Below are 20,077 nucleotides of genomic sequence, written 5' to 3'. Positions count from 1 at the left end.
GTACTCCGGCGTGAAGGAACGGCGAGGGCGGCGAGGCTTCTTCTTCCCCATGCTCTCCATGATGGACATCCTCCCGGGGCTGAACCCCTGATCTCTCGAATGTCCGTCAAAGCGGATCAAGCCCAGTCCGAGGCTCGTACGCCCGGACGATCTACTCCAACGTTCGGGCGGCTCTCAGCGCGGCCGTGGACGACGGGCACCTTCCGCGAAACCCTTGCGCTGCCCGTTCGGTACGGCCGCCGACCGTGGACACGAAGCGCGTCACGCCTTGGACGACGGAACGGCTCTTCGCGGTGCGTGCGGGCATGCCGGAGCGGTCTCAGGCGATGGTCGACCTGGGCGGCGGCGGCGGCCTCCGGCAAGGCGAGATCCTGGGTGTCGCGGTGGACGCGATCGACTTCCGGTCGGACACGTTGCACGTCGTCCAGCAGCTCAAGCTGAGCCGTAGCAAGCCCGTCTTCGCTCCGCCCAAGGGCGGCTAGCTGCGGGACGTGCCGCTCCCCGGCCCGGTCGCCGACGCACTGAGGGCCCACATGAAGCAATTCCCGCCGGTCGAGATCACGTTGCCGTGGAAGGTCGCGGGCGGACCGCTGGTGACCAAGCAGCTCATCTTCATGGGACCGCTCGGTGGGACTGGACACGCCCGCGAACGATCGAATCGGTGCGGTAGGACCGGTTTGACGCCGGCCCTGCTACGCAGCGCAGCCGAAAATCTCTTGCGGAGTCGTCCAAGTACTCGATACCCAGCATTGAGACGACAAGGAGCACAGGATGACGACCCGTCTGGGTTCATCGAACGAGTTCTGCTGGATGGATCTCAAAACCCGTGACTTGGCCGGCACCGCCACCTTCTTCTCGAAGACGCTGGGCTGGCGCTTCGAGGTGGACGAGAAGGACTGGCGAAAGGCCACCAAGATAGCCATCGACGGCCACCTGATCGGTGGCGTGAGCGACCTGGCGAACCCGGTCTACCCACCGGGAACACCCGCCCACATCGCCTACTACTTGGCAGTCGACAACGTCGACCGTCGCGCCGAAGTGGCGACGGTGAACGGCGCTCGTCTTGTCGTACCTCCCTTCGACGCGGGCGATCAGGGGCGCATGGCGACATTGATCGATCCGGTAGGTGCCGCTTTCTCCCTGTGGCAGCCGCGCAACTTCACCGGATGGCAGTTCCCGCCCCACTTGGCGGGTGCCCCGCACGGCATGGTCCTGACGTGCGACCAGCCTGAGAAAGCCCGGCACTTCTACGAAAAGACGACGGGGACCCCTCTGAACTGCGCCGATTTCATCGCTACACGTGGACCCAGCGCATCCCTTCCGCAGTGGGAACTTGCGGTCGACGTCGAGGATTTGGACAGCGTCGTCGTACGCGCACACGAACACGGCCATGACTTGGCCACCTGGTCCGAGAGAACCGGTCGTCGTGTTGTGCGGTTGAGTAGCCCGGAGGGACTGGCATTCCTGGTTCGCTGCCTTGAGAGTGACTCGGCCGTCGATCAGGCGGTGGTCGCAGCCTGGACCAACCCGGCGGACCTATGCGGTCACAGCACTAGTCAGGAACGCACTCGAAAGGCAATCGAGCACGCATACGAAAATTCAGGGCGTAGAAACTGAACTTTGGCAGTCCAGCAAGGCTCACAAGATGAGCACACGGCTTGAATCAACGTACAGAAACTCGGCAACCTTCCATGGGTGGGCAGTTCCATCCATGGAAGGAAGCTTACGGTTTATCGAAAAGAACCCTGGGAAGCGGTAGGTGACTCGAACACCCCTCCCTGACCAGCGAGGATCTCTCCCTACCCAGGGATGATTCCTACCTGGGTAGGGAGGTTCGAGCCGTCCAAGCTGTACAACAAGGCGTTCATCCAGTGAAATGAATCAGCGTCGACGTGCAGCAGTCTGTGACTTTTCTACTGTCGCGGTAAAAGCCCGCTTCTAGCTGCACGTTTGTCTGTGAAGCCGAGCTGTGCGAAAGTCTCAACACGCGCGAATGCCGCCCGTGCGTGGGCGGCATTCGTTTCCATTTCCGCACCCGGAATCCCTAGCCAGGAACCGACCACAGATGGAGACATCATGGTCCCACGCACAGGTGTCACCGTCGACATCTGTCCTCGCGACTTGCCGCTCGCGCTCACCGGCAGTGCCGGTGGCGCACTCGCCCTCTGGGCTGACGCCCCCGCAGAGATCGCCGTACCCGTGGCACTGCTGATCGTCCTCGACATCCGCATCCGCCGCTGGAGCCGTCCCGCCTGACGGCCCGTTGAGCACGCGACGGCCCACAGACGGCCCAGCGCACCAAAAAGCCCCCCACCACGCGGAAAACCCGCAGGTGGGGGGGCCGGTTCAGCTCTGCTTACTTCTTCTTGCCCTGGTTCTTCACGGCCTCGATCGCGGCCTTCGCCGCGTCCGGGTCGAGGTACGTGCCGCCCGGCTTCAGGGGGCGGAAGTCGGCGTCCAGTTCGTAGGCGAGCGGGATGCCGGTGGGGATGTTGAGGCCCGAGATGGCGTCGTCGGAGATGCCGTCCAGGTGCTTCACCAGGCCGCGCAGGCTGTTGCCGTGGGCGGCGACCAGGACGGTCTTGCCGTCGAGGAGGTCCGGGACGATGCCGTCGTACCAGTACGGCAGCATGCGGATGACGACGTCCTTGAGGCACTCCGTGCGCGGGCGCAGCTCCGGCGGGATCGTCGCGTAGCGCGGGTCGGCGCTCTGCGAGAACTCGGTGCCGTCCTCGAGGGCGGGCGGCGGGGTGTCGTAGGAACGGCGCCAGAGCATGAACTGCTCCTCGCCGAACTCGGCGAGCGTCTGGGCCTTGTCCTTGCCCTGGAGGGCGCCGTAGTGGCGCTCGTTCAGGCGCCAGGAGCGGTGGACGGGGATCCAGTGGCGGTCCGCGGCCTCCAGCCCGAGCTGGGCCGTGCGGATCGCGCGCTTCTGGAGGGAGGTGTGCACGACGTCGGGGAGCAGGCCGGCGTCCTTGAGCAGCTCACCGCCGCGGACCGCCTCCTTCTCGCCCTTGTCGGTGAGGTCTACGTCCACCCATCCGGTGAACAGGTTCTTCGCGTTCCATTCGCTCTCGCCGTGGCGGAGGAGGATCAGCTTGTACGGTGCGTCGGCCATGGGTCCGAGCGTAATCGAACCCGTGCGAGCTCCGCGCGCTCGGTCACAGGGCGGACGGAGGCGGGGCGGAGAACCTCCGATTGACGGGCGGCGTCAATTGAGTGGCGGCCGGGGAATCCGCCTTCGTAATGTTCGGACAGCAGCAGGGACGCTTACATGAAGGCCTGCTCGCATCCATTCCGTACGTACGCCCCCAGGGGGAAGCCCTATGTCTGTCGCCGGTCTCAGAAAGGCGGCACACGAGACGGTCGCCGGTCTCCCCAGGGAGTTCTGGTGGCTGTGGACCAGCACGCTGGTCAACCGCCTCGGGGCGTTCGTCGCCACCTTCATGGCCCTCTATCTGACCCTGGACCGGGGCTACTCGGCCTCGTACGCGGGTCTCGTCGCCGCGCTCCACGGGCTCGGCGGGGTCGTCTCGTCGCTCGGGGCCGGGGTGATGACGGACCGGCTGGGCCGTCGCCCGACCATGCTGATCGCGCAGCTCTCGACCGCCGTCTCGGTGGCCGTGCTCGGCTTCATGGTGCATCCGGTGGCCATCGCGGGCGTCGCCTTCGTCGTGGGGATGGCGAGCAACGCGTCCCGGCCCGCCGTGCAGGCGATGATGGCCGACATCGTCAGGCCCGAGGACCGGGTGCGGGCCTTCTCGCTCAACTACTGGGCGATCAACCTCGGGTTCGCGGTCTCCTCGGCGGGGGCCGGCTTCATCGCCGAGTACAGCTATCTGGCCGGCTTCATGGGCGAGGCCGCGCTGACGCTGCTCTGCGCCGTCGTGGTCTTCCTCAAGGTGCCCGAGTCCCGCCCCGAGGCGAAGCCGCAGCCCGCCGGGGTCCGCGCGCCGGACGACGTGCGGCTGAGCACCGTGCTGCGCGACGGGCGCTACATGGGTGTCGTCGGGCTGTCCTTCCTGGTCGCGTTGATCTTCCAGCAGGGATACGTGGGACTGCCGGTCGCCATGGGCACGGACGGGCTGTCCAGCTCGGACTTCGGTACGGCCATCGCCGTCAACGGCGTGATGATCGTGGCCCTGCAGATTCCCGTCACCCGCTTCATCCAGCACCGGGACCCCCGGCGGCTGCTGATCATCTCGTCCCTGGTCGCGGGGTACGGGTTTGGGCTGACCGCCTTCGCGGGGTCGGTCGGGGTGTACGCGCTGACGGTGTGCGTCTGGACCCTCGCCGAGATCGTCAACGCGCCGACGCAGACCGGCATCGTGGTGCAGCTGTCCCCGGCGCACGGCAGGGGCCGCTACCAGGGGGTGTACTCGATGTCCTGGTCGGTGGCGGCGCTCGTCGCGCCGCTGATGTCCGGCTTCGTGATCGACCACTACGGCGCGGCCTGGCTGTGGGGGACCTGCGCGGTGCTGGGCACGGTCACCGCGTTCGGCTACTGGCTGCTCATGCGGAACCTGGACCTGCCGGAGCCGGTGGTCGCAGGCTCGCCGGCCCTCGAGGGCCAGGCGGTCACGGAGCCCGTGGTGCGGGAGGTGCGCCACGGTGAGGGCCAGGCGGTCACGGAGCCCGCGGTGCGGGAAGCGCGCCACGGCGAGGACCGGGCGGTCACGGAGCCGACGGTCTGAGGAGCGCGCCACGGCGGGGCCCCGGGAGCGGACACGCGTCCGTCACGGGGCCCTGCCGCGAGGTTCGGTCCGGCCCTCAGCCGCCGCACTGGCACGGCGCGCCGGACTGGCAGCCGCACCCGCAGCCCGAGCCGCAACCGCAGGCTCCCAGCACGGGCAGGTGCACCACTTCGGTCGGGCTCTCCTGCTGGGGTTCGGTCACGGGGGAATCGGCCATGGTCCCTCCTCAGGGCGTACGACTCGACGGCGTACGGCACATGCGTGGGCACACATGCCGACGAGGGGGCGCAGGCATGCCGCGCCGCCCCCGCACCCATTGCATGCCCAGTCCGGAGGGCGCATCAACGGCGCACAAGTGCTGGAACGGACGTGCGAATGCGGTGAGGTCCGCGCCCCTCTACGCCCCCTCCACCGGCGTCGCCGCCTGGATCTCGTCCGCGTGCTCGCCCGTGACCAGGTAGACGACGCGCTTGGCGACCGACACGGCGTGGTCGGCGAAGCGCTCGTAGTAGCGGCCGAGCAGGGTCACGTCGACGGCGGTCTCGATGCCGTGCTTCCAGCGGTCGTCCATCAGGTGCTGGAACAGCGTGCGGTGCAGCAGGTCCATCTCGTCGTCGTCCTGCTCCAGCTGGAGCGCCAGGTCGACGTCCTTCGTGATGATGACCTCGGCGGCCTTCGCCATCAGCCGCTGCGCCAGCTGACCCATCTCCAGGATGGTGGCGTGCAGGTCGTGCGGTACCGCCGACTCGGGGAAGCGCAGCCGCGCCAGCTTGGCGACGTGCTGGGCGAGGTCGCCCGAGCGCTCCAGGTCGGCGCTCATCCGCAGGGAGGTGACCACTATCCGCAGATCCGTCGCGACCGGCTGCTGGCGGGCCAGCAGCGCGATGGCGCGGGCCTCCAGGTCGTGCTGGAGGTCGTCGACCTTTTGGTCCGCGGCGATCACGCTCTCGGCGAGCTTGAGATCGGCGTCGAGCATGGACGTCGTGGCCCGCCCGATCGCCGAGCCGACGAGCCTGGCCATCTCGACCAGGTCCTCGCCGATCGAATCGAGTTCCTCGTGATAAGCGTCGCGCATGGAAGTCCCTCTCCAGATCCTTTGTTGAGGCCGGGGTCTAGGGCCGACCCCCACGTTGCCACGGTGCGGGTGCAACGCGTCGGGATCCGACCGCCCAAGTGAACCGGCACTATCCCCTCGGTGAACTCTGGGCGACGAGTGTTCGAGATGGCACCCGGATGGCTGGGAGAGTGTCGGCGCGCCCGCATAACCTTGAAGCATGGACGTGAACGCGGCGGTCGCCGCAGCTGCCGCGATCGCCGGGCTGTGCACCGGTGTGATCGCCGTGCTGGCGTTCCGCTGGAGTGAACGCGAGCAGAAGCGCCCCACGCGTACGTCCCTGCGGCCCGACGGCAACGCCGCGCTGCCGCCGGGGGTGGACACGGTCCTGTCCGTGCTCAGTTCCTCGGCCGTCGTGCTCGACGAGAGCGACAGCGTCGTCAAGGCCAGCTCCGCCGCCTATGCGCTGGGCCTGGTCAGGGGTGGCCGCCTGGCGGTGGAGCCCATGCTCCACATGGCCAGGGACACCCGGCGTGACGGTGAGATACGACAGGTGGAGCTGGACCTCCCGCGCCGGGGCACGGGCCGGGGCGAGGCCCTCGCGGTCTCGGCCAGGGTGGCCCCGCTGGGCTCACGCCTGGTCCTGCTGCTGGTCGAGGACCTCACGGAGGCCCGCCGCATAGAAGCGGTACGGCGCGACTTCGTCGCCAACGTCAGCCATGAGCTCAAGACCCCGGTCGGCGCGCTCTCGCTGCTCTCCGAGGCCGTCATGGGAGCGTCCGACGACCCGGAGGCGGTGGAGCGGTTCGCCGGGCGCATGGAGATCGAGGCGACCCGGCTGACCAACCTCGTCCAGGAGCTCATCGACCTCTCCCGGGTGCAGAACGACGACCCGCTGGAGGACGCCGAACCCGTTCGGGTGGAACAGCTGGTCGCGGAGGCCATCGACCGGTGCCGCCAGCAGGCCGGATCCAAGCAGATCACCATGGCCTCGGGCGGTACCGCGGACCTCACCGTCTGGGGAAACCGCAGTCAGCTCGCGGCCGCCCTCGGCAATCTCGTGGAGAATGCCGTCAACTACAGCCCCGCCCGTACACGCGTCGGCATCGCGGCCCGGAAGCTGGCCGCGCCCGGCGGGGATCTGATCGAGATAGCCGTGACCGACCAGGGCATCGGCATCTCCGAGAAGGACCGCGAGCGCGTGTTCGAGCGGTTCTACCGAGTCGACCCGGCCCGCTCACGGGCCACCGGTGGCACCGGTCTCGGCCTCGCCATCGTCAAGCATGTGGCCGCCTCGCACGGCGGGGAGGTCACCGTATGGAGCTCGGAAGGCCAGGGCTCCACCTTCACCCTGCGACTGCCCGAATCGGGCGTCGTACGGGGTCGTCCCACCGGCGGGCCCTTCTCCGTCAACGGTGCTGTTGACGCGGAGCGACCGTACGAGACCGATTCTTTTGATCCATTTCCTGCCCCGGAGGCCCTTCCGTGACCCGAGTGCTTGTCGTCGAGGATGAGGAATCCTTCAGCGACGCCCTGTCCTACATGCTTCGCAAGGAAGGCTTCGAGGTGGCCATCGCGGCCACCGGCCCCGACGGCCTCGACGAGTTCGAGCGCAACGGCGCCGATCTCGTACTGCTCGACCTGATGCTCCCCGGCCTGCCGGGCACGGAGGTCTGCCGGCAGCTGCGCGTGCGGTCCAACGTTCCGGTGATCATGGTCACCGCCAAGGACAGCGAGATCGACAAGGTCGTCGGCCTGGAAATAGGAGCCGACGACTATGTGACCAAGCCCTTCTCCTCGCGGGAGCTCGTGGCCCGCATCCGCGCGGTCCTGCGCCGCCGCGGTGAGCCGGAGGAGGTCACCCCGGCCGCTCTGGAGGCGGGCCCGGTCCGCATGGACGTGGACCGCCACGTCGTGACGGTCTCCGGCGGGAAGGTCGACCTCCCGCTGAAGGAGTTCGACCTGCTGGAGATGCTCCTGCGCAACGCGGGGCGTGTGCTGACGCGTATGCAGCTGATCGACCGGGTCTGGGGCGCGGACTACGTCGGCGACACCAAGACCCTCGACGTCCACGTCAAGCGGCTCCGCGCCAAGATCGAGCCCGACCCCGGTGCGCCGCGCTATCTGGTGACGGTGCGCGGCCTGGGCTACAAGTTCGAGCCGTAAACCGCGGTGGTCTGCCGTGCACGGCGTTGACCCGGTGACATCGGGCTGAGCGGGGGTGCCTCCGGCCGGAGACACCCCCGCCCGCCTGTGATCAGTGGGTGGCGGACGCGTCCTCGTCCGTGGGCGAGGCGGAGTCGGTCGGAGAGGCGGAGCCGTCAGCCGATGGGCTCTCGGAGCCCGCGTCCGTCGGCTCGCCCGCCGACTCGGAGGCGGACGCCTCGGGCGTGGGCTGCTTCGTCGCGGGCAGCGTGCCCGGGCCGAAGGACTCGAAGAAGCTCGTCGCCGGGACGACCGCGGCACCGAGCTGGATGTCGCCGGTCTCGCTGAAGCTGAAGACGACCGACTGCACGCTGCCGTCGGCCCCGACCTGACGGCCGTTCTCGATCACGGCCGAGGCGTTGTCCTTGCCGCCGATGATGACCCGCCCGCCGGCCGGGACCACGAGCGGTCCCTTGCCCTTGGCGGGCTTCAGCTCCACCGTGGCGTTGCTGCCCGGCAGCGTGATCTTCTCCAGGACCTCACGCTTGGTGCCGTCGTTGAACAGGGTGCCCGCGATGACGGCGGGGCCCTCGGCCTCGTGGTCGGGCTGTGTGATGACGTTCAGGTTCTGGATCTTGAGGGATCCGACAGCGGTGGCTGCGTTGTCCGGCCTGACCTGGAGCGTCTGCGCGTTGTTGCCGGCACTGCACGCGGACAGCGAGGCGATCGAGAACACGAGGGCAGTGGCGGCGAGGGCGCCGTGTCGAAGGCTGCGGCTCACGGCGGCGGCAACTCCTTGAACGTTCGGACTGCGGACTTCGGACTCTGCGGACAGGAAGGCCCGAGCGGCCGTAAAGCCGCCCTAAGTGTGTGTCAGCGGGCTCAGGTTACCGAGCCGTCCTCCCGGGCCCGCACCCGACCCGCCCCTGTGGCCGACCTACCTGTGGACGGAGGAGCCTCGCCGCGCCCGGGGGACCGTCCGTGCGTCTTCTGTCCGCCCGGGGGCCGTCTCCCGCTCGATGGCGTTTCGCACGCTGTTCACATAACCCGGCTGATCAGCATGTTGATCGGAGAGTGATCGATTTTCCCGGCCCTGGCGCATTTCCCGTGCATAATCCACGCGGCCACCGGCCGGTGATCAATTTCAATGGCCACGGACGCTAAGGCCCGTACGGGTGATCGATGTCCGAACGGAGTACGGAAAGTTCACCATCTGGAATCCGGCAAAACGGGACGTTCGACCCCTTCTGGAGGGCTTCCGGCCCGTGTGACGCGAACGTTTCCGGTCGGTCGTACGCCCGCTCCGACCTGCGAATATCGCCTTCCGGAAGCCTCGCGCAGCACGTTCGTGTCTCAGTTGTCAAGCCCCGAGATATGCCCTGACCTGCGAAAACGCCATTCAGGAGAAGCCGTTCTCGTGTTACTCTGGATAGCCACGGAAGGGGTACCTGTCACATGACGTTCAAGGTTGGCGACACCGTGGTCTATCCCCATCACGGGGCCGCGCTGATCGAGGCTATCGAAACTCGCCAGATCAAAGGCGTGGACAAGACCTACTTGGTGCTCAAGGTCGCCCAGGGCGACTTGACGGTTCGTGTGCCGGCGGACAATGCGGAGTTCGTCGGAGTGCGCGACGTTGTCGGGCAGGAAGGGCTGGACCGGGTCTTCGAGGTGCTGCGCGCGCCGTACGCCGAAGAGCCGACGAACTGGTCCCGACGCTACAAGGCAAATCTCGAGAAGCTCGCCTCCGGCGATGTCATCAAGGTCGCCGAAGTGGTGCGTGACCTGTGGCGTCGTGAGCGCGAGCGAGGACTCTCCGCAGGTGAGAAGCGCATGCTCGCCAAGGCCCGCCAGATCCTGGTGAGCGAGCTTGCTCTCGCGGAGAACACGAACGAGGACAAGGCCGAGGCCCTGCTCGACGAGGTTCTCGCGTCCTGAACCGGACGACACCGGCGACCGGTGCCACCGGTAGACGAATCCGGTCGTAAGTAAATGTGCCGCGGTGCCCGCTGACCAGCCGTTTTTACGGTAAGTCGTCGGGCGCTGCGGCATGCTCGGATCCGAAAGATCCGGCCTGATCCGGCTGTCCTGTCCGGAAATGGTCCCTGTCCGGAAGTCCGAGCCGTCCTGCCCGGAGCCTGTCCAGCCTGTCTCCGGGGTCTTCATCGAGCGGTCCTGCGCCGAGCCCGCCGCGGCTTGGCCGACCGGGGGTCACGGAAGGGTTCCCGGTCGAGTCAAGGCGTCGCGCCCGGCTCTCCCCCAACCTACGGCCGGGGTACGCCCAGGCCATACCCATGTCGGCCGTGGAAACAAACCTGCCGAAGCTTCGGAGTGCAACCGATGTCATCGATGTCACCGACGCCCGCTGAATCGAGCCCCTCCCGCACCGCCGCGGTGATCCCGGCCGCGGGCCGCGGCGTCCGGCTCGGCCCCGGTACCCCCAAGGCGCTGCGCGCGCTCGGCGGTACCCCCATGCTGATCCACGCCGTACGGGCCATGGCGGCCTCCCGCGCCGTCAGCCTCGTCGTCGTGGTCGCGCCGCCCGACGGCGCGCCCGAGGTCAAGAACCTCATCGACGGGCATGCGCTGCCCGAGCGCACCGACTACGTCATCGTCCCCGGTGGTGCGACACGCCAGGAGTCCGTGAAGCTCGGCCTCGACGCCCTGCCCGACGACGTATCCGTCGTGCTCGTCCATGACGCGGCCCGGCCGCTCGTGCCGGTCGAGACCGTGGACGCCGTCATCGAGGCCGTGCGGGACGGGGCTCCCGCCGTCGTTCCCGCGCTTCCGCTCGCCGACACCGTCAAGGAGGTCGAGCCGGCCGAGGGCGGTCTGCCCGAGCCGGTGCTCTCGACGCCCGTGCGCGCGAGGCTCCGGGCCGTGCAGACGCCCCAGGGCTTCGACCGGGACACGCTGGTCGGGGCGCACGAGAGGGTCGCCGTCGACGGCGAGGGCGCGACCGACGACGCGGGCATGGTCGAACGGCTGGGCTCGCCCGTCGTCGTCGTACCCGGGCACGAAGAGGCCTTCAAGGTGACCAGGCCGCTCGACCTCGTGCTGGCCGAGGCCGTTCTCGCACGCCGGAGGGCGAACGATGGATTCTGAGGCGCCCCTGCGGCACACCGCTCCCGTGATTCCGCTCGTCGGCATCGGGACCGACATCCACGCCTTCGAGGAGGGCCGCGAACTCTGGTGCGGGGGACTGCTCTGGGAGGGCGAGGGGCCCGGTCTGGCCGGGCACTCCGACGCCGATGTGGTGGCGCACGCCGCCTGCAACGCGCTGTTCTCGGCCGCCGGGCTCGGTGACCTGGGGCAGCACTTCGGCACCGGCCGGCCCGAGTGGTCGGGGGCCTCCGGGGTCACCCTGCTCACCGAGGCCGCCCGGATCGTGCGCGCCGAGGGCTTCGAGATCGGCAACGTGGCGGTGCAGGTCGTCGGCCTGCGTCCCAAGATCGGCAAGCGGCGCGACGAGGCCCAGAAGGTGCTGTCCGCCGCGGTCGGCGCTCCCGTCTCGCTCTCCGCCGCCACGTCGGACGGGCTCGGGTTCACCGGCCGGGGCGAGGGAATCGCGGGCATCGCGACAGCCCTGGTGTACCGCGCCGGAGGCTGACGTACGGCTCCGTGCGCCGGGCCGGGGCTGACCCGAGGCTCGGTTCGGCACTCGGAGCCGGGCCCCCGGGAGGGCAGGAGTGCGGCCCCGCCGCCTTATTGCACATCACTCGCACGTACGCTGGTACGGCAAGTGATGTGCCGTGAGCCGGAACGGGCCGAGAGCGAGGGTGGGCGTCAATGGTGAGCGTGATCGCCGGGGCGACGACGACGCGAGAGGCGCCGGCCCGGCGCGTCCCGGCCGGCTACACGCTGCGGACCGCCACCGCCCAGGACATCGGTGGTGCGCGGGCCGTGATGCTGGACACCGTCTACCGCGACCTGCGCTCGGGCTACGTGCCGCGCTGGCACGCCGACATCATCGACCCGGAGGGCCACTACCTCCTGCCCGAACGCTGCACGCTCCTGGTCGTCCTGCATGACGGCGAGGTCGTGGCGACGGGCGCGGTGCGGGACCGGGGGCCGCAGGCGCCGCCCAATCCACAGTGGGTCGCGGACCGCTTCCCCTCCGGTACGACCGCCCAGCTGTGCCGGATCTACGTACGCCCGGAGCACCGCAGGCACGGTCTGGCCCGGGTGCTCGTGCGGGAGCTCGGCGAGTTCGCCGCGCGGGCGGGCGGCTACACCTCGCTCTATCTGCACACCGACCCCTCCGTGCCGGGCGCCGAGCCGTTCTGGCGGTCGATGGCCCGGGAGGTCTGCGACGAGCGCACCCTGCCGGGCGGCGGGCAGGGCATCGTCCACTTCGAGCTGCCGATGCCCGGCCCCGGGGGCGCCTCCGCCCCGAATGTCAGATGATAATCGTTTCCATATAGGGTTCCCGTTATGCCTACGTCCCGAAACCGCCGCACCACGCTGCCGGTGATCGCCGCCGCCCTGCTGCTCCCGCTCGCCGCCTGTTCCTCGTCGGGCGGGTCCGGGTCGTCCGACGGCGCGCAGCGGCTCCGGGTCGTCATGGCCTTTCCGCCCGCCCAGGCCATGTCCCCGTACGGCGATGACGCGGTGACCCTCAGCCGGCTCGCCGTCGTCGAGGGCCTCACCGCCCTCGACAAGAACGGCACCGCGAAGCCCGCCCTGGCCGCGTCGTGGAAGCAGGACAACCCCACCACCTGGACGTTCACCCTCCGCGACGCCGTCTTCCAGGACGGCGCGAAGGTCGACGCCGACGCCGTCGTACGGTCCCTCACCGCGGCGGGCAAGGCATCCCCGCTGCCCCGGGTCCTGTCGGACACCGTCATTGAGGCGACGGCCGCGGGCGCGGACACCGTACGGATCGTCACCGATGAGGCCGACCCGCTGCTCCCGCAGCGGCTTGCCAACCCGTCCCTCACGATCCTGTCCGCCGGTGCCTACGAGAACGGCAAGGTGAACCCGGCCGGGCACGCCACCGGCCCGTTCACCCTCACCGACGTCAAGGGCGCGGTCGCCGCGACCCTGGAGCGCAACACCGACTACTGGGGCGGCAAGGCGAAGGCCCCCGGTGTGGACGTCACCTTCGTCGCCGACGGGACCGCCCGCGCCAACGCGCTGCGGACGAAGGCCGTCGACGTCGCCGAGTACGTGCCGATATCGCAGGCCTCGCTGCTCGGCGACGCGTACGTCCACGAGTTCCCCTCCGCGCGGACCAACGGCCTCTCCCTCAACACCGAACGCGGAGTCTTCGCCGACCCCGCCATGCGCGCCGCCGCCCGTGAGGCGATCGACTCGAAGGCGCTGGTCGACGGGGTGTACGAGGGCCGGGCCGACACCGCGCAGGGCCTCCTCGGTCCCGGAGTGGCCTGGGCCGCCGACAAGCGCACCGCACCCACCGGGCGGACCCCCGCCGCGAGCCGCGCCGAGGTGGCGAGGACGAAGGAGATCGTCCTCGCCACCTACACCAACCGGCCCGAACTCCCCGAGGTCGCCACGCTCGTCCAGCAGCAGCTGGAGAAGCGCGGATTCACCGTCAGGCAGGTCGTCCGCGACTACGCCCAGATGGAGGCCGACGCCTTCGCGGGGAAGTACGACGGGTTCATCCAGGCCCGCAACACCCTGCTCGACGCCGCCGACCCGGTCTCCTACCTCGCCTCGGACTTCACCTGCGACGGCAGCTCCAACATCTCCCAGCTCTGCGACGAGCGGGTCGACACCGCCGTGGGCAAGGCCGCGGCGCTGACCGGCACCGATGCCCGGCACAGCGCCGAGATGACCGCCGAGGCGGCCGTTCTCGGCACGGACGCCCTCGTGCCGCTCGTCCACGAGCGCTTCGTGCAGGGCTACGACGAGGCACGCGTCGAAGGCGTCGCACTCGACCCGATGGAACGCACCCTGATCACCGCCGACACCCGCGTCGGGTGAACGGGTGAAGTACCTGGCCGGACGGCTCGGTGCGCTCCTGGCCGTCGTCGCCGTCATCGGCCTGCTGCCCAGGCTGACCCGCACCGATCCGGCGCTGACGATCCTGCACGCCAGATACGCGGACCGGCCGGCGACGCCGGAGGTGCTCGACGCGATCCGCGCCGAGACCGGACTCGACGGCGGCCCGCTGCACGTGCTCGGCGGCTGGGCGGCCGGTGTGCTACGTGGCGACCTGGGCGAGTCATGGGTCTCCGGGCAGCCGGTCGGCCCCGACGTGACCTCGGCGTTCGGGGTCTCCCTCACCCTCATGGGCGTCTCGCTCGCCGTGGCCGTCCTCCTCGCGCTCGCCCTCGCCGCCGGGACGCTGAGGCGCGGTGCCCGCCGCACGCTGGTCACCACCCGCTCGGGCGTCGGAGGGGCCGTGCTCGCCGCGCTGCCGGAGTTCCTCCTCGCCGCGGTCCTGGCCACCGTCCTCGCCGTACAGCTGGGCTGGTTCCCCGCTCTCGGCTGGGGCGGCCCCGAGCAGATCGTCCTGCCCGCCCTCGCCATGGGCGTCCCCGCCGGTGCGCTGCTCGGGCGGCTGCTGGACGACGCGCTGCCCGCCGCCTTCGCCGAGCCCTGGGCGCGCGCGGCCACCGCGCACGGGGTGCCCGCCCGCCGGATCGCCGGTCAGGCACTGCGCCGCGTGCTGCCCACCCTGCTGCCCCAGCTCGGCCTGGTCGTCGTGGGCCTCACCGGGGGCGCCGTCGCCGTCGAGACGCTCTACGCCATTCCCGGCCTCGGAGGTACGGCGCTGGCCGCCGCCCTGGCCCAGGACCTGCCCGTACTCCAGGCCTGCGTGCTGCTCCTGCTCCTGCTGGGCGTCGCCGCCGGACTCGCGGCCCGGCTCGGCTCCAGGGCGCTGCTCGGGCCCGCCCGCGCGGACGGCGCGCTGCCTCCGCTGGTCGCGCCGGTCCGTCCCGCCCGGCGCGCTGTGGCCGTCGTCGCGGTGGTCCTGTCGGCGCTGTTCGCCGCCCTCGTCCTCGCCGGCCTCACCCGCGACCCCCTGTACGCCGACGCCGCGGCCCGGCTCGCGTCTCCGTCGGCGGCCCACCCGCTGGGCGCCGACTCCCTCGGCCGTGACGTCCTCGCCCGCCTCGCGCACGGCGCGGCCAGGACCGTGCTCACCGCCGTCGCCGTCAGCGCCGTCACCCTGGTCCTGGGCCTGCTCGCCGGAGCCCTCCCCGCCGGGGCCCTCACCGAGACCGCGAACGCGCTGCCCGCCGTGCTGGCCGGGCTCGTCGTCGCGGGCGTCGTGGGGCCCGGCCCCTGGGGCGCGGCGGGCGCGGTCGCCGCCGTCGCATGGGCCCCGCTCGCCGCCCACACCTCCGCGCTGTACGCACAGGAGCGGGCGGCCCCGCACGTCGCCGTGGCCCGCGCGCTCGGCGCAGGGCGGTGGCACCGATTGCGCCGGCACGTCCTGCCGGGTGTCGTCCCCCCGGTCGTGCGCCACGCCGTGCTGCGCGTCCCGGCCATCGCCCTGGCGCTCGCCTCCCTGGGCTTCCTCGGGCTCGGCACCCCGGCCCCCGCGCCGGAGTGGGGCCGCATGCTCTCGGAGAACATGCCCTACGCCGAACGCGCCCCCTGGGCCGTCCTCGCCCCCGCCGCGGCCCTCGCCGCCCTCGGCGCGCTCGCGGTCCTGACCGCGGCGGCCGTGCGGGGCAAGGGGCGCGGATGACGGCGTACCCGGAGAGCGTGACGGGCACGGACGCCCCGGGGCCGACCTCGTACATCCGGCTCCTGACCACCACCCAGTTCGCGTTCAACATCGGCTTCTACGCGGTCCTGCCCTACCTCGCCGCCCATCTCGGCGAGGGGCTCGGGATGGCGGGCTGGCTCGTCGGACTCGTGCTGGGGCTGCGCACCTTCAGCCAGCAGGGCCTGTTCGTCGTCGGCGGCGCCCTCACCGACCGCTACGGCCCCCGGCCGGTCGTCCTGGCCGGCTGCGTCCTGCGGATCGCGGGCTTCTGCTGGCTCGCGGTCGCGGGCTCCACCGCCACCGTGATCGGCGCGGTCCTCCTCATCGGCTTCGCCGCCGCGCTCTTCTCACCGGCCGTCGAATCCGAGACCGCCCGGGCCGCCGTCGCCGGCGAGAGCGCCACCGGCACCCCGCGCGCCCAGGTGCTGGCCGTGTTCTCCGCCGCAGGACAGGCCGGAGCCTTCATCGGACCGCTGCTCGGCAGCCTGCTGCTGCTCCTGGGCGGGGGGTTCCGGTCGGCCTGTCTCGCGGGGGCGCTGGTCTTCGTCGGCGTACTGGTGGGACACGCCCGGCTCATGCCGCGCGGGCCGCGCCGGGCAACCGCCGCCGCCGGGCCGGGCGCGCGTGTTCCCCGCCGGCTCCTGGCCAACCGGCCCTTCCTGCTGCTGTGCCTCGCGTACAGCTGCTATCTCGTCTCGTACAACCAGCTCTATCTCGCCCTGCCCGTGGAGGTGGAGCGTGCCACCGGCTCCCAGGGCGCGCTCGGGGTGCTGTTCGCGCTCTCCTCGCTGCTCGTCGTCGTGGCACAGCTGCCACTGACCCGCTGGTCCGTGCGTCGCATGGCGCCCAGGACGGCCCTGGTGGCGGGGCTCGCGGTCGTCGCCACCGGGTTCGCGGCGGTGCCCCTCGCGCCCGGCGGGCCCGCCGGGCTGCTGCCAGGTGCCGTGCTCGTCGTGCTGCTCACACTCGGCCAGATGCTGCTGGTCCCGGCCACGCGGGGGCTCGTGCCCGACCTGGTCGACGACCGCAGGCTGGGGCTCGCGACGGGGGCGCTGTCCTCGGTGTCCGGCCTCGCCGTACTCGTCGGCAGCGCGGCCAGCGGGACACTGCTCGACACACCCGGGCCGGTCCTGTGGACCGTGCTCGCGGCCGTGCCCCTGGCCGGTGCCGGAGTCGCCCTGGCACTGCCCTCCGGACGGCGCGCGCCGGGGCCGGATACCACCGTCACCGATTAGTTGTGACACGTTTTCCACAGGGGGCGCTGGGCACTGGTGCGGGCCCACTACCCTTGAGGGGTGACTATTCGCCTGCATGACACCAACGCCCGGCAGATCCGTGACTTCGTCCCGCTCACAGCGGGCTGTGTCTCGATCTACCTCTGTGGCGCGACTGTCCAGGCCGCCCCGCACATCGGGCACATCAGGTCCGGGCTGAACTTCGACATCATGCGCCGCTGGTTCGAATACCGCGGTTACGACGTGACGTTCATCCGGAATGTCACCGACATCGACGACAAGATCATCAAGAAGGCCGCCGAGCAGAACCGCCCCTGGTGGTCCATCGGCTACGAGAACGAGCGCGCCTTCAACGACGGCTACGACGCCCTGGGCTGCCTCCCGCCCACGTACGAACCGCGCGCCACCGGGCACGTCCCGGAGATGATCGAGATGATGCGCGGCCTCATCGAGCGCGGTCACGCCTACGAGGCCGACGGCAACGTCTACTTCGACGTCCGCTCGTACGAGGGATACCTCGAGCTCTCCAACCAGGACCTCGACGACCTGCGCCAGCCCTCCGGCGACGGCGAGACCGGCAAGCGCGACCAGCGCGACTTCGCCATGTGGAAGTCGGCGAAGCCCGGTGAGCCCAGCTGGGAGACCCCGTGGGGCCGCGGCCGTCCCGGCTGGCACCTTGAGTGCTCCGCGATGGCGCACAAGTACCTCGGTACCGCCTTCGACATCCACGGCGGCGGCATCGACCTGATCTTCCCGCACCACGAGAACGAGATCGCCCAGGCCAAGGCCTTCGGCGACGACTTCGCGAAGTACTGGGTGCACAACGGCTGGGTCACCATGTCCGGCGAGAAGATGTCGAAGTCCCTCGGCAACTCCGTGCTGGTCAGCGAGATGGTCAAGGCCTGGCGCCCGATCGTCCTGCGCTACTACCTCGGCACCCCGCACTACCGCTCCATGATCGAGTACAGCGAAGAGGCCCTGCGTGAGGCCGAGTCCGCGTTCGCGCGGATCGAGGGCTTCATCCAGCGCGTGGTGGAGAAGACCGGCGGGCCGGTCGAGGCCGCCGCCGAGGTGCCGCCCGCGTTCGCCGAGGCCATGGACGACGACCTCGGGGTCCCGCAGGCGCTCGCGGTCCTGCACACCACGGTCAGGCAGGGCAATTCCGCCCTCGCCGCCGACGACAAGGAAGCCGCCGTCGCCCGCCTCGCCGAGGTGCGCGCGATGCTCGGCGTCCTGGGGCTGGACCCGCTCGACCCGCACTGGGCGGGCGAGAGCGACCGCGGCGAGGATCTGCACGGCGTCGTCGACACCCTCGTACGGCTCGTCCTCGACCAGCGCCAGTCGGCCCGCGAGCGCAAGGACTGGCCCGCGGCCGACGCGATCCGCGATCAGCTCAACCAGTCCGGCCTCGTCATCGAGGACAGCGCCAGCGGACCCAGGTGGACGCTCGGACCGCGCTGAGCGGATTCGCACCATGCGTGAGCAGCGCAAATGTGCCGCCCGGCGGTCCGGGCGGCACACTTTCACTTGACGACGTTTTTCTGAAGCAACGAAACAGGTAGGTCATGGCCGGGAACAGCCAGCGCAGGAACCGCCGCACGTCCAACAAGAAGGGCATGCAGGTCGGCAGCGGCGGTAACCGACGCCGTGGTCTCGAAGGCAAGGGACCGACGCCGCCCGCCTCCGCCCGCAAGGGACACAAGAAGAACAGGGTGGCGAACGCCCAGGCCAAGCAGGCCGCGGCCCGCCGTCCCGCCCCGCGCCGTGGTGGCGTCAAGGGCACGTCGGAGATGGTCGTCGGCCGCAACCCGGTCTTCGAGGCACTGCGTGACGGCGTGCCCGCGACGACGCTCTACGTCCAGCAGTACATCGACAACGACGAGCGGGTCCGCGAGGCACTCCAGCTCGCCGGTGAGCGCGGCAACATCCACCTGATGGAGGCGCCGCGCCCCGAGCTCGACCGGATGACGAACGGCCTGAACCACCAGGGCCTCGTCCTCCAGGTCCCGCCGTACGAGTACGCGCACCCGGAGGACCTCACCGCCGCCGCGTACGACAACAACGAGGACCCGCTGATCGTCGCCCTCGACGGCGTCACGGACCCCCGCAACCTCGGCGCGATCGTCCGCTCGGTCTCCGCGTTCGGCGGGCACGGTGTCGTCGTGCCCGAGCGGCGTGCGGCCGGTATGACCGCCGGGGCCTGGAAGTCGTCGGCGGGCACCGCCGCGCGGACCCCCGTCTCGCGGGTCACCAACCTGACGCGCGCCCTGGAGGGCTACCAGAAGGCCGGCCTCACGGTCGTCGGCCTCGCCGCCGACGGTGAGCACACCGTCGAGGACCTGGAGGCCCTGGACGGCCCGGTCGTCATCGTGATCGGCAGCGAGGGCAAGGGCCTGGGCCGCCTCGTCGGCGAGACCTGCGACTACCGCGTCCGCATCTCCATGCCGGGTGGCGCGGAGTCCCTGAACGCCGGTGTCGCCGCGGGCATCGTGCTCTACGAGGTGGCGCGCCGCAGGGCGTGACCCCGTACGCCCCGGGGACCCGGAGGCCGGGTCCCCGGGGCGGGCAGCGTGCTCGAACGACGAGGCCGGGTCCCCGGGGCGGGCAGCGCACAGGAACAACGGGGCCGGGTCCCCGGGGCGGGCAGCGCACAGGAACAACGGGGCCGGGGACGTCCGGCGCTGAGCCGCCCACCGGTATGCCCGGCGCTGAGCCGCCCACCGGGATGTCCGGCGCGCAGCCACCCACCGGTATGCCCGGCGCTGAGCCGCCCACCGGAATGTCAGGCGCTTCCCCACCGCCATGCACGCCGTGCGCTGTCGCTGGTCCTCCCCACCGCCCTGCGCTCCGTGCACCTGTCGCCGGCCCGTCTCCCGGCGTGCGGTGCTACGCGCAATCCACTACGCCGAAGTGCCGCCCGGCCAGGCGGAGTACGCCACCTGTCTGCGCGGTGTCACACCCGATGCGGCAATCGATCTCCGCACCGGCCGGCTCCCGTGGGGACACCGCGAAGAGGTCCGACGGGACGCGCGGAACCGTGCTCCCTCCCCCCGGCCGAGGGTCCGGGCCACGCGTTCCCGGCCCTGGAGGACCGCACCACCGGCGTGCGCCCCCTCCGCGACGCGGCCGAAGCAGGGGCGACGCCCTCCCGCTCCGCGTGCCTCGCGTCCACGGACTCGTCGCGCACGGCAGAGTGTTGACGGGTCTCGGACACTTCGGACGCGTCAAGGCAGTGTCCTAATCACACATCACTCGGTTAGATGAG

The 20,077-nt window shown here is 70.6% G+C and carries 19 protein-coding genes and 1 pseudogene; 16 read left to right on the top strand and 4 right to left on the bottom strand.

All coding sequences use genetic code 11. From position 1 onward, the window contains the following. Positions 1–122 precede the first annotated feature (122 nt). The 3 genes and pseudogenes from ACWCQM_RS21045 to ACWCQM_RS21035 form a co-directional block, all read left to right on the top strand. Positions 123–632, top strand: a pseudogene (locus ACWCQM_RS21045) (site-specific integrase); the annotation flags it as partial. Between the two features lie 139 nt (positions 633–771). Further along, positions 772–1,617: a VOC family protein gene (locus tag ACWCQM_RS21040; protein WP_450916680.1), complete on the top strand. Its 846-nt coding sequence runs from the start codon at positions 772–774 to the stop codon at positions 1,615–1,617. A 459-nt stretch (positions 1,618–2,076) separates the two neighbouring features. Continuing rightward, positions 2,077–2,256, top strand: a complete 180-nt coding sequence (locus ACWCQM_RS21035) for a hypothetical protein (RefSeq protein ID WP_450916679.1) — start codon at positions 2,077–2,079, stop codon at positions 2,254–2,256. A 100-nt stretch (positions 2,257–2,356) separates the two neighbouring features. Here the strand turns inward: ACWCQM_RS21035 and ACWCQM_RS21030 are convergent, their stop codons facing one another. Further along, complete coding sequence (locus ACWCQM_RS21030) at positions 2,357–3,118, bottom strand: phosphoglyceromutase (protein WP_014154899.1); 762 nt, start codon at positions 3,116–3,118, stop codon at positions 2,357–2,359. Positions 3,119–3,326: 208 nt separating this feature from the next. On the opposite strand from ACWCQM_RS21030, the gene ACWCQM_RS21025 reads away from it, so the two are divergent. Continuing rightward, positions 3,327–4,694, top strand: coding sequence for an MDR family MFS transporter (locus tag ACWCQM_RS21025; RefSeq protein WP_450916678.1), 1,368 nt, complete (start codon positions 3,327–3,329; stop codon positions 4,692–4,694). 76 nt (positions 4,695–4,770) lie between these two features. Here the strand turns inward: ACWCQM_RS21025 and ACWCQM_RS21020 are convergent, their stop codons facing one another. Together ACWCQM_RS21020 and phoU are read right to left on the bottom strand one after the other, a co-directional pair. After that, positions 4,771–4,911 carry a hypothetical protein gene (locus ACWCQM_RS21020; RefSeq protein WP_450916677.1) on the bottom strand — a complete coding sequence of 47 codons (141 nt, stop codon included), beginning with the start codon at positions 4,909–4,911 and terminating at the stop codon, positions 4,771–4,773. A 180-nt stretch (positions 4,912–5,091) separates the two neighbouring features. Then, positions 5,092–5,769: a phosphate signaling complex protein PhoU gene (gene phoU, locus ACWCQM_RS21015; RefSeq protein WP_099174137.1), complete on the bottom strand. Its 678-nt coding sequence runs from the start codon at positions 5,767–5,769 to the stop codon at positions 5,092–5,094. A 199-nt stretch (positions 5,770–5,968) separates the two neighbouring features. Between phoU and ACWCQM_RS21010 the strand changes: the two genes are divergently transcribed. Both ACWCQM_RS21010 and ACWCQM_RS21005 read left to right on the top strand, forming a co-directional pair. After that, a complete protein-coding gene (locus tag ACWCQM_RS21010; protein ID WP_450916676.1) occupies positions 5,969–7,237 on the top strand; it encodes a sensor histidine kinase in 1,269 nt (422 codons plus the stop codon). Beyond that, on the top strand, positions 7,234–7,914 hold the full coding sequence (locus ACWCQM_RS21005; protein WP_014047499.1) for a response regulator transcription factor: 681 nt from the start codon (positions 7,234–7,236) through the stop codon (positions 7,912–7,914). The genes ACWCQM_RS21010 and ACWCQM_RS21005 overlap by 4 nt, the downstream gene beginning before the upstream one ends. A 91-nt stretch (positions 7,915–8,005) precedes the next feature. Here the strand turns inward: ACWCQM_RS21005 and ACWCQM_RS21000 are convergent, their stop codons facing one another. Then, positions 8,006–8,674 carry a DUF461 domain-containing protein gene (locus ACWCQM_RS21000; protein WP_450916675.1) on the bottom strand — a complete coding sequence of 223 codons (669 nt, stop codon included), beginning with the start codon at positions 8,672–8,674 and terminating at the stop codon, positions 8,006–8,008. Positions 8,675–9,348: 674 nt separating this feature from the next. Between ACWCQM_RS21000 and ACWCQM_RS20995 the strand changes: the two genes are divergently transcribed. The 10 genes from ACWCQM_RS20995 (at position 9,349) to ACWCQM_RS20950 (ending at position 20,076) form a co-directional block, all read left to right on the top strand. After that, positions 9,349–9,831 (top strand): CarD family transcriptional regulator, encoded by a 483-nt coding sequence (locus ACWCQM_RS20995; RefSeq protein ID WP_006380568.1) that lies wholly within the window; start codon positions 9,349–9,351, stop codon positions 9,829–9,831. 402 nt (positions 9,832–10,233) lie between these two features. Continuing rightward, complete coding sequence (gene ispD / locus ACWCQM_RS20990; protein WP_450916674.1) at positions 10,234–10,998, top strand: 2-C-methyl-D-erythritol 4-phosphate cytidylyltransferase; 765 nt, start codon at positions 10,234–10,236, stop codon at positions 10,996–10,998. Then, on the top strand, positions 10,988–11,503 hold the full coding sequence (gene ispF / locus ACWCQM_RS20985) for a 2-C-methyl-D-erythritol 2,4-cyclodiphosphate synthase (protein ID WP_450916673.1): 516 nt from the start codon (positions 10,988–10,990) through the stop codon (positions 11,501–11,503). The genes ispD and ispF overlap by 11 nt, the downstream gene beginning before the upstream one ends. A gap of 179 nt (positions 11,504–11,682) precedes the next feature. Continuing rightward, a complete protein-coding gene (locus tag ACWCQM_RS20980; protein WP_450916672.1) occupies positions 11,683–12,300 on the top strand; it encodes a GNAT family N-acetyltransferase in 618 nt (205 codons plus the stop codon). A gap of 27 nt (positions 12,301–12,327) precedes the next feature. After that, the gene (locus ACWCQM_RS20975) at positions 12,328–13,839 is read left to right on the top strand and encodes an ABC transporter substrate-binding protein (RefSeq protein ID WP_450916671.1); all 1,512 of its coding nucleotides are present in this window, start codon (positions 12,328–12,330) and stop codon (positions 13,837–13,839) included. Between the two features lie 4 nt (positions 13,840–13,843). Further along, a complete protein-coding gene (locus ACWCQM_RS20970) occupies positions 13,844–15,556 on the top strand; it encodes an ABC transporter permease subunit (RefSeq protein ID WP_450916670.1) in 1,713 nt (570 codons plus the stop codon). Beyond that, entirely contained in the window at positions 15,553–16,812 is a 1,260-nt protein-coding gene (locus ACWCQM_RS20965) for an MDR family MFS transporter (RefSeq protein ID WP_450916669.1), read from the top strand. The genes ACWCQM_RS20970 and ACWCQM_RS20965 overlap by 4 nt, the downstream gene beginning before the upstream one ends. Before the next feature lie 60 nt (positions 16,813–16,872). Then, positions 16,873–18,273: a cysteine--tRNA ligase gene (gene cysS / locus ACWCQM_RS20960; protein WP_450916668.1), complete on the top strand. Its 1,401-nt coding sequence runs from the start codon at positions 16,873–16,875 to the stop codon at positions 18,271–18,273. A 104-nt stretch (positions 18,274–18,377) separates the two neighbouring features. Beyond that, a complete protein-coding gene (gene rlmB / locus ACWCQM_RS20955; RefSeq protein WP_450916667.1) occupies positions 18,378–19,334 on the top strand; it encodes a 23S rRNA (guanosine(2251)-2'-O)-methyltransferase RlmB in 957 nt (318 codons plus the stop codon). 280 nt (positions 19,335–19,614) lie between these two features. Continuing rightward, positions 19,615–20,076 carry a dTDP-4-dehydrorhamnose 3,5-epimerase family protein gene (locus ACWCQM_RS20950; RefSeq protein WP_450916666.1) on the top strand — a complete coding sequence of 154 codons (462 nt, stop codon included), beginning with the start codon at positions 19,615–19,617 and terminating at the stop codon, positions 20,074–20,076. Position 20,077 lies beyond the last annotated feature (1 nt).

This window comes from Streptomyces sp. NPDC002125, from assembly GCF_053593715.1.
This window is presented reverse-complemented; position numbering and strand designations above follow the sequence as displayed.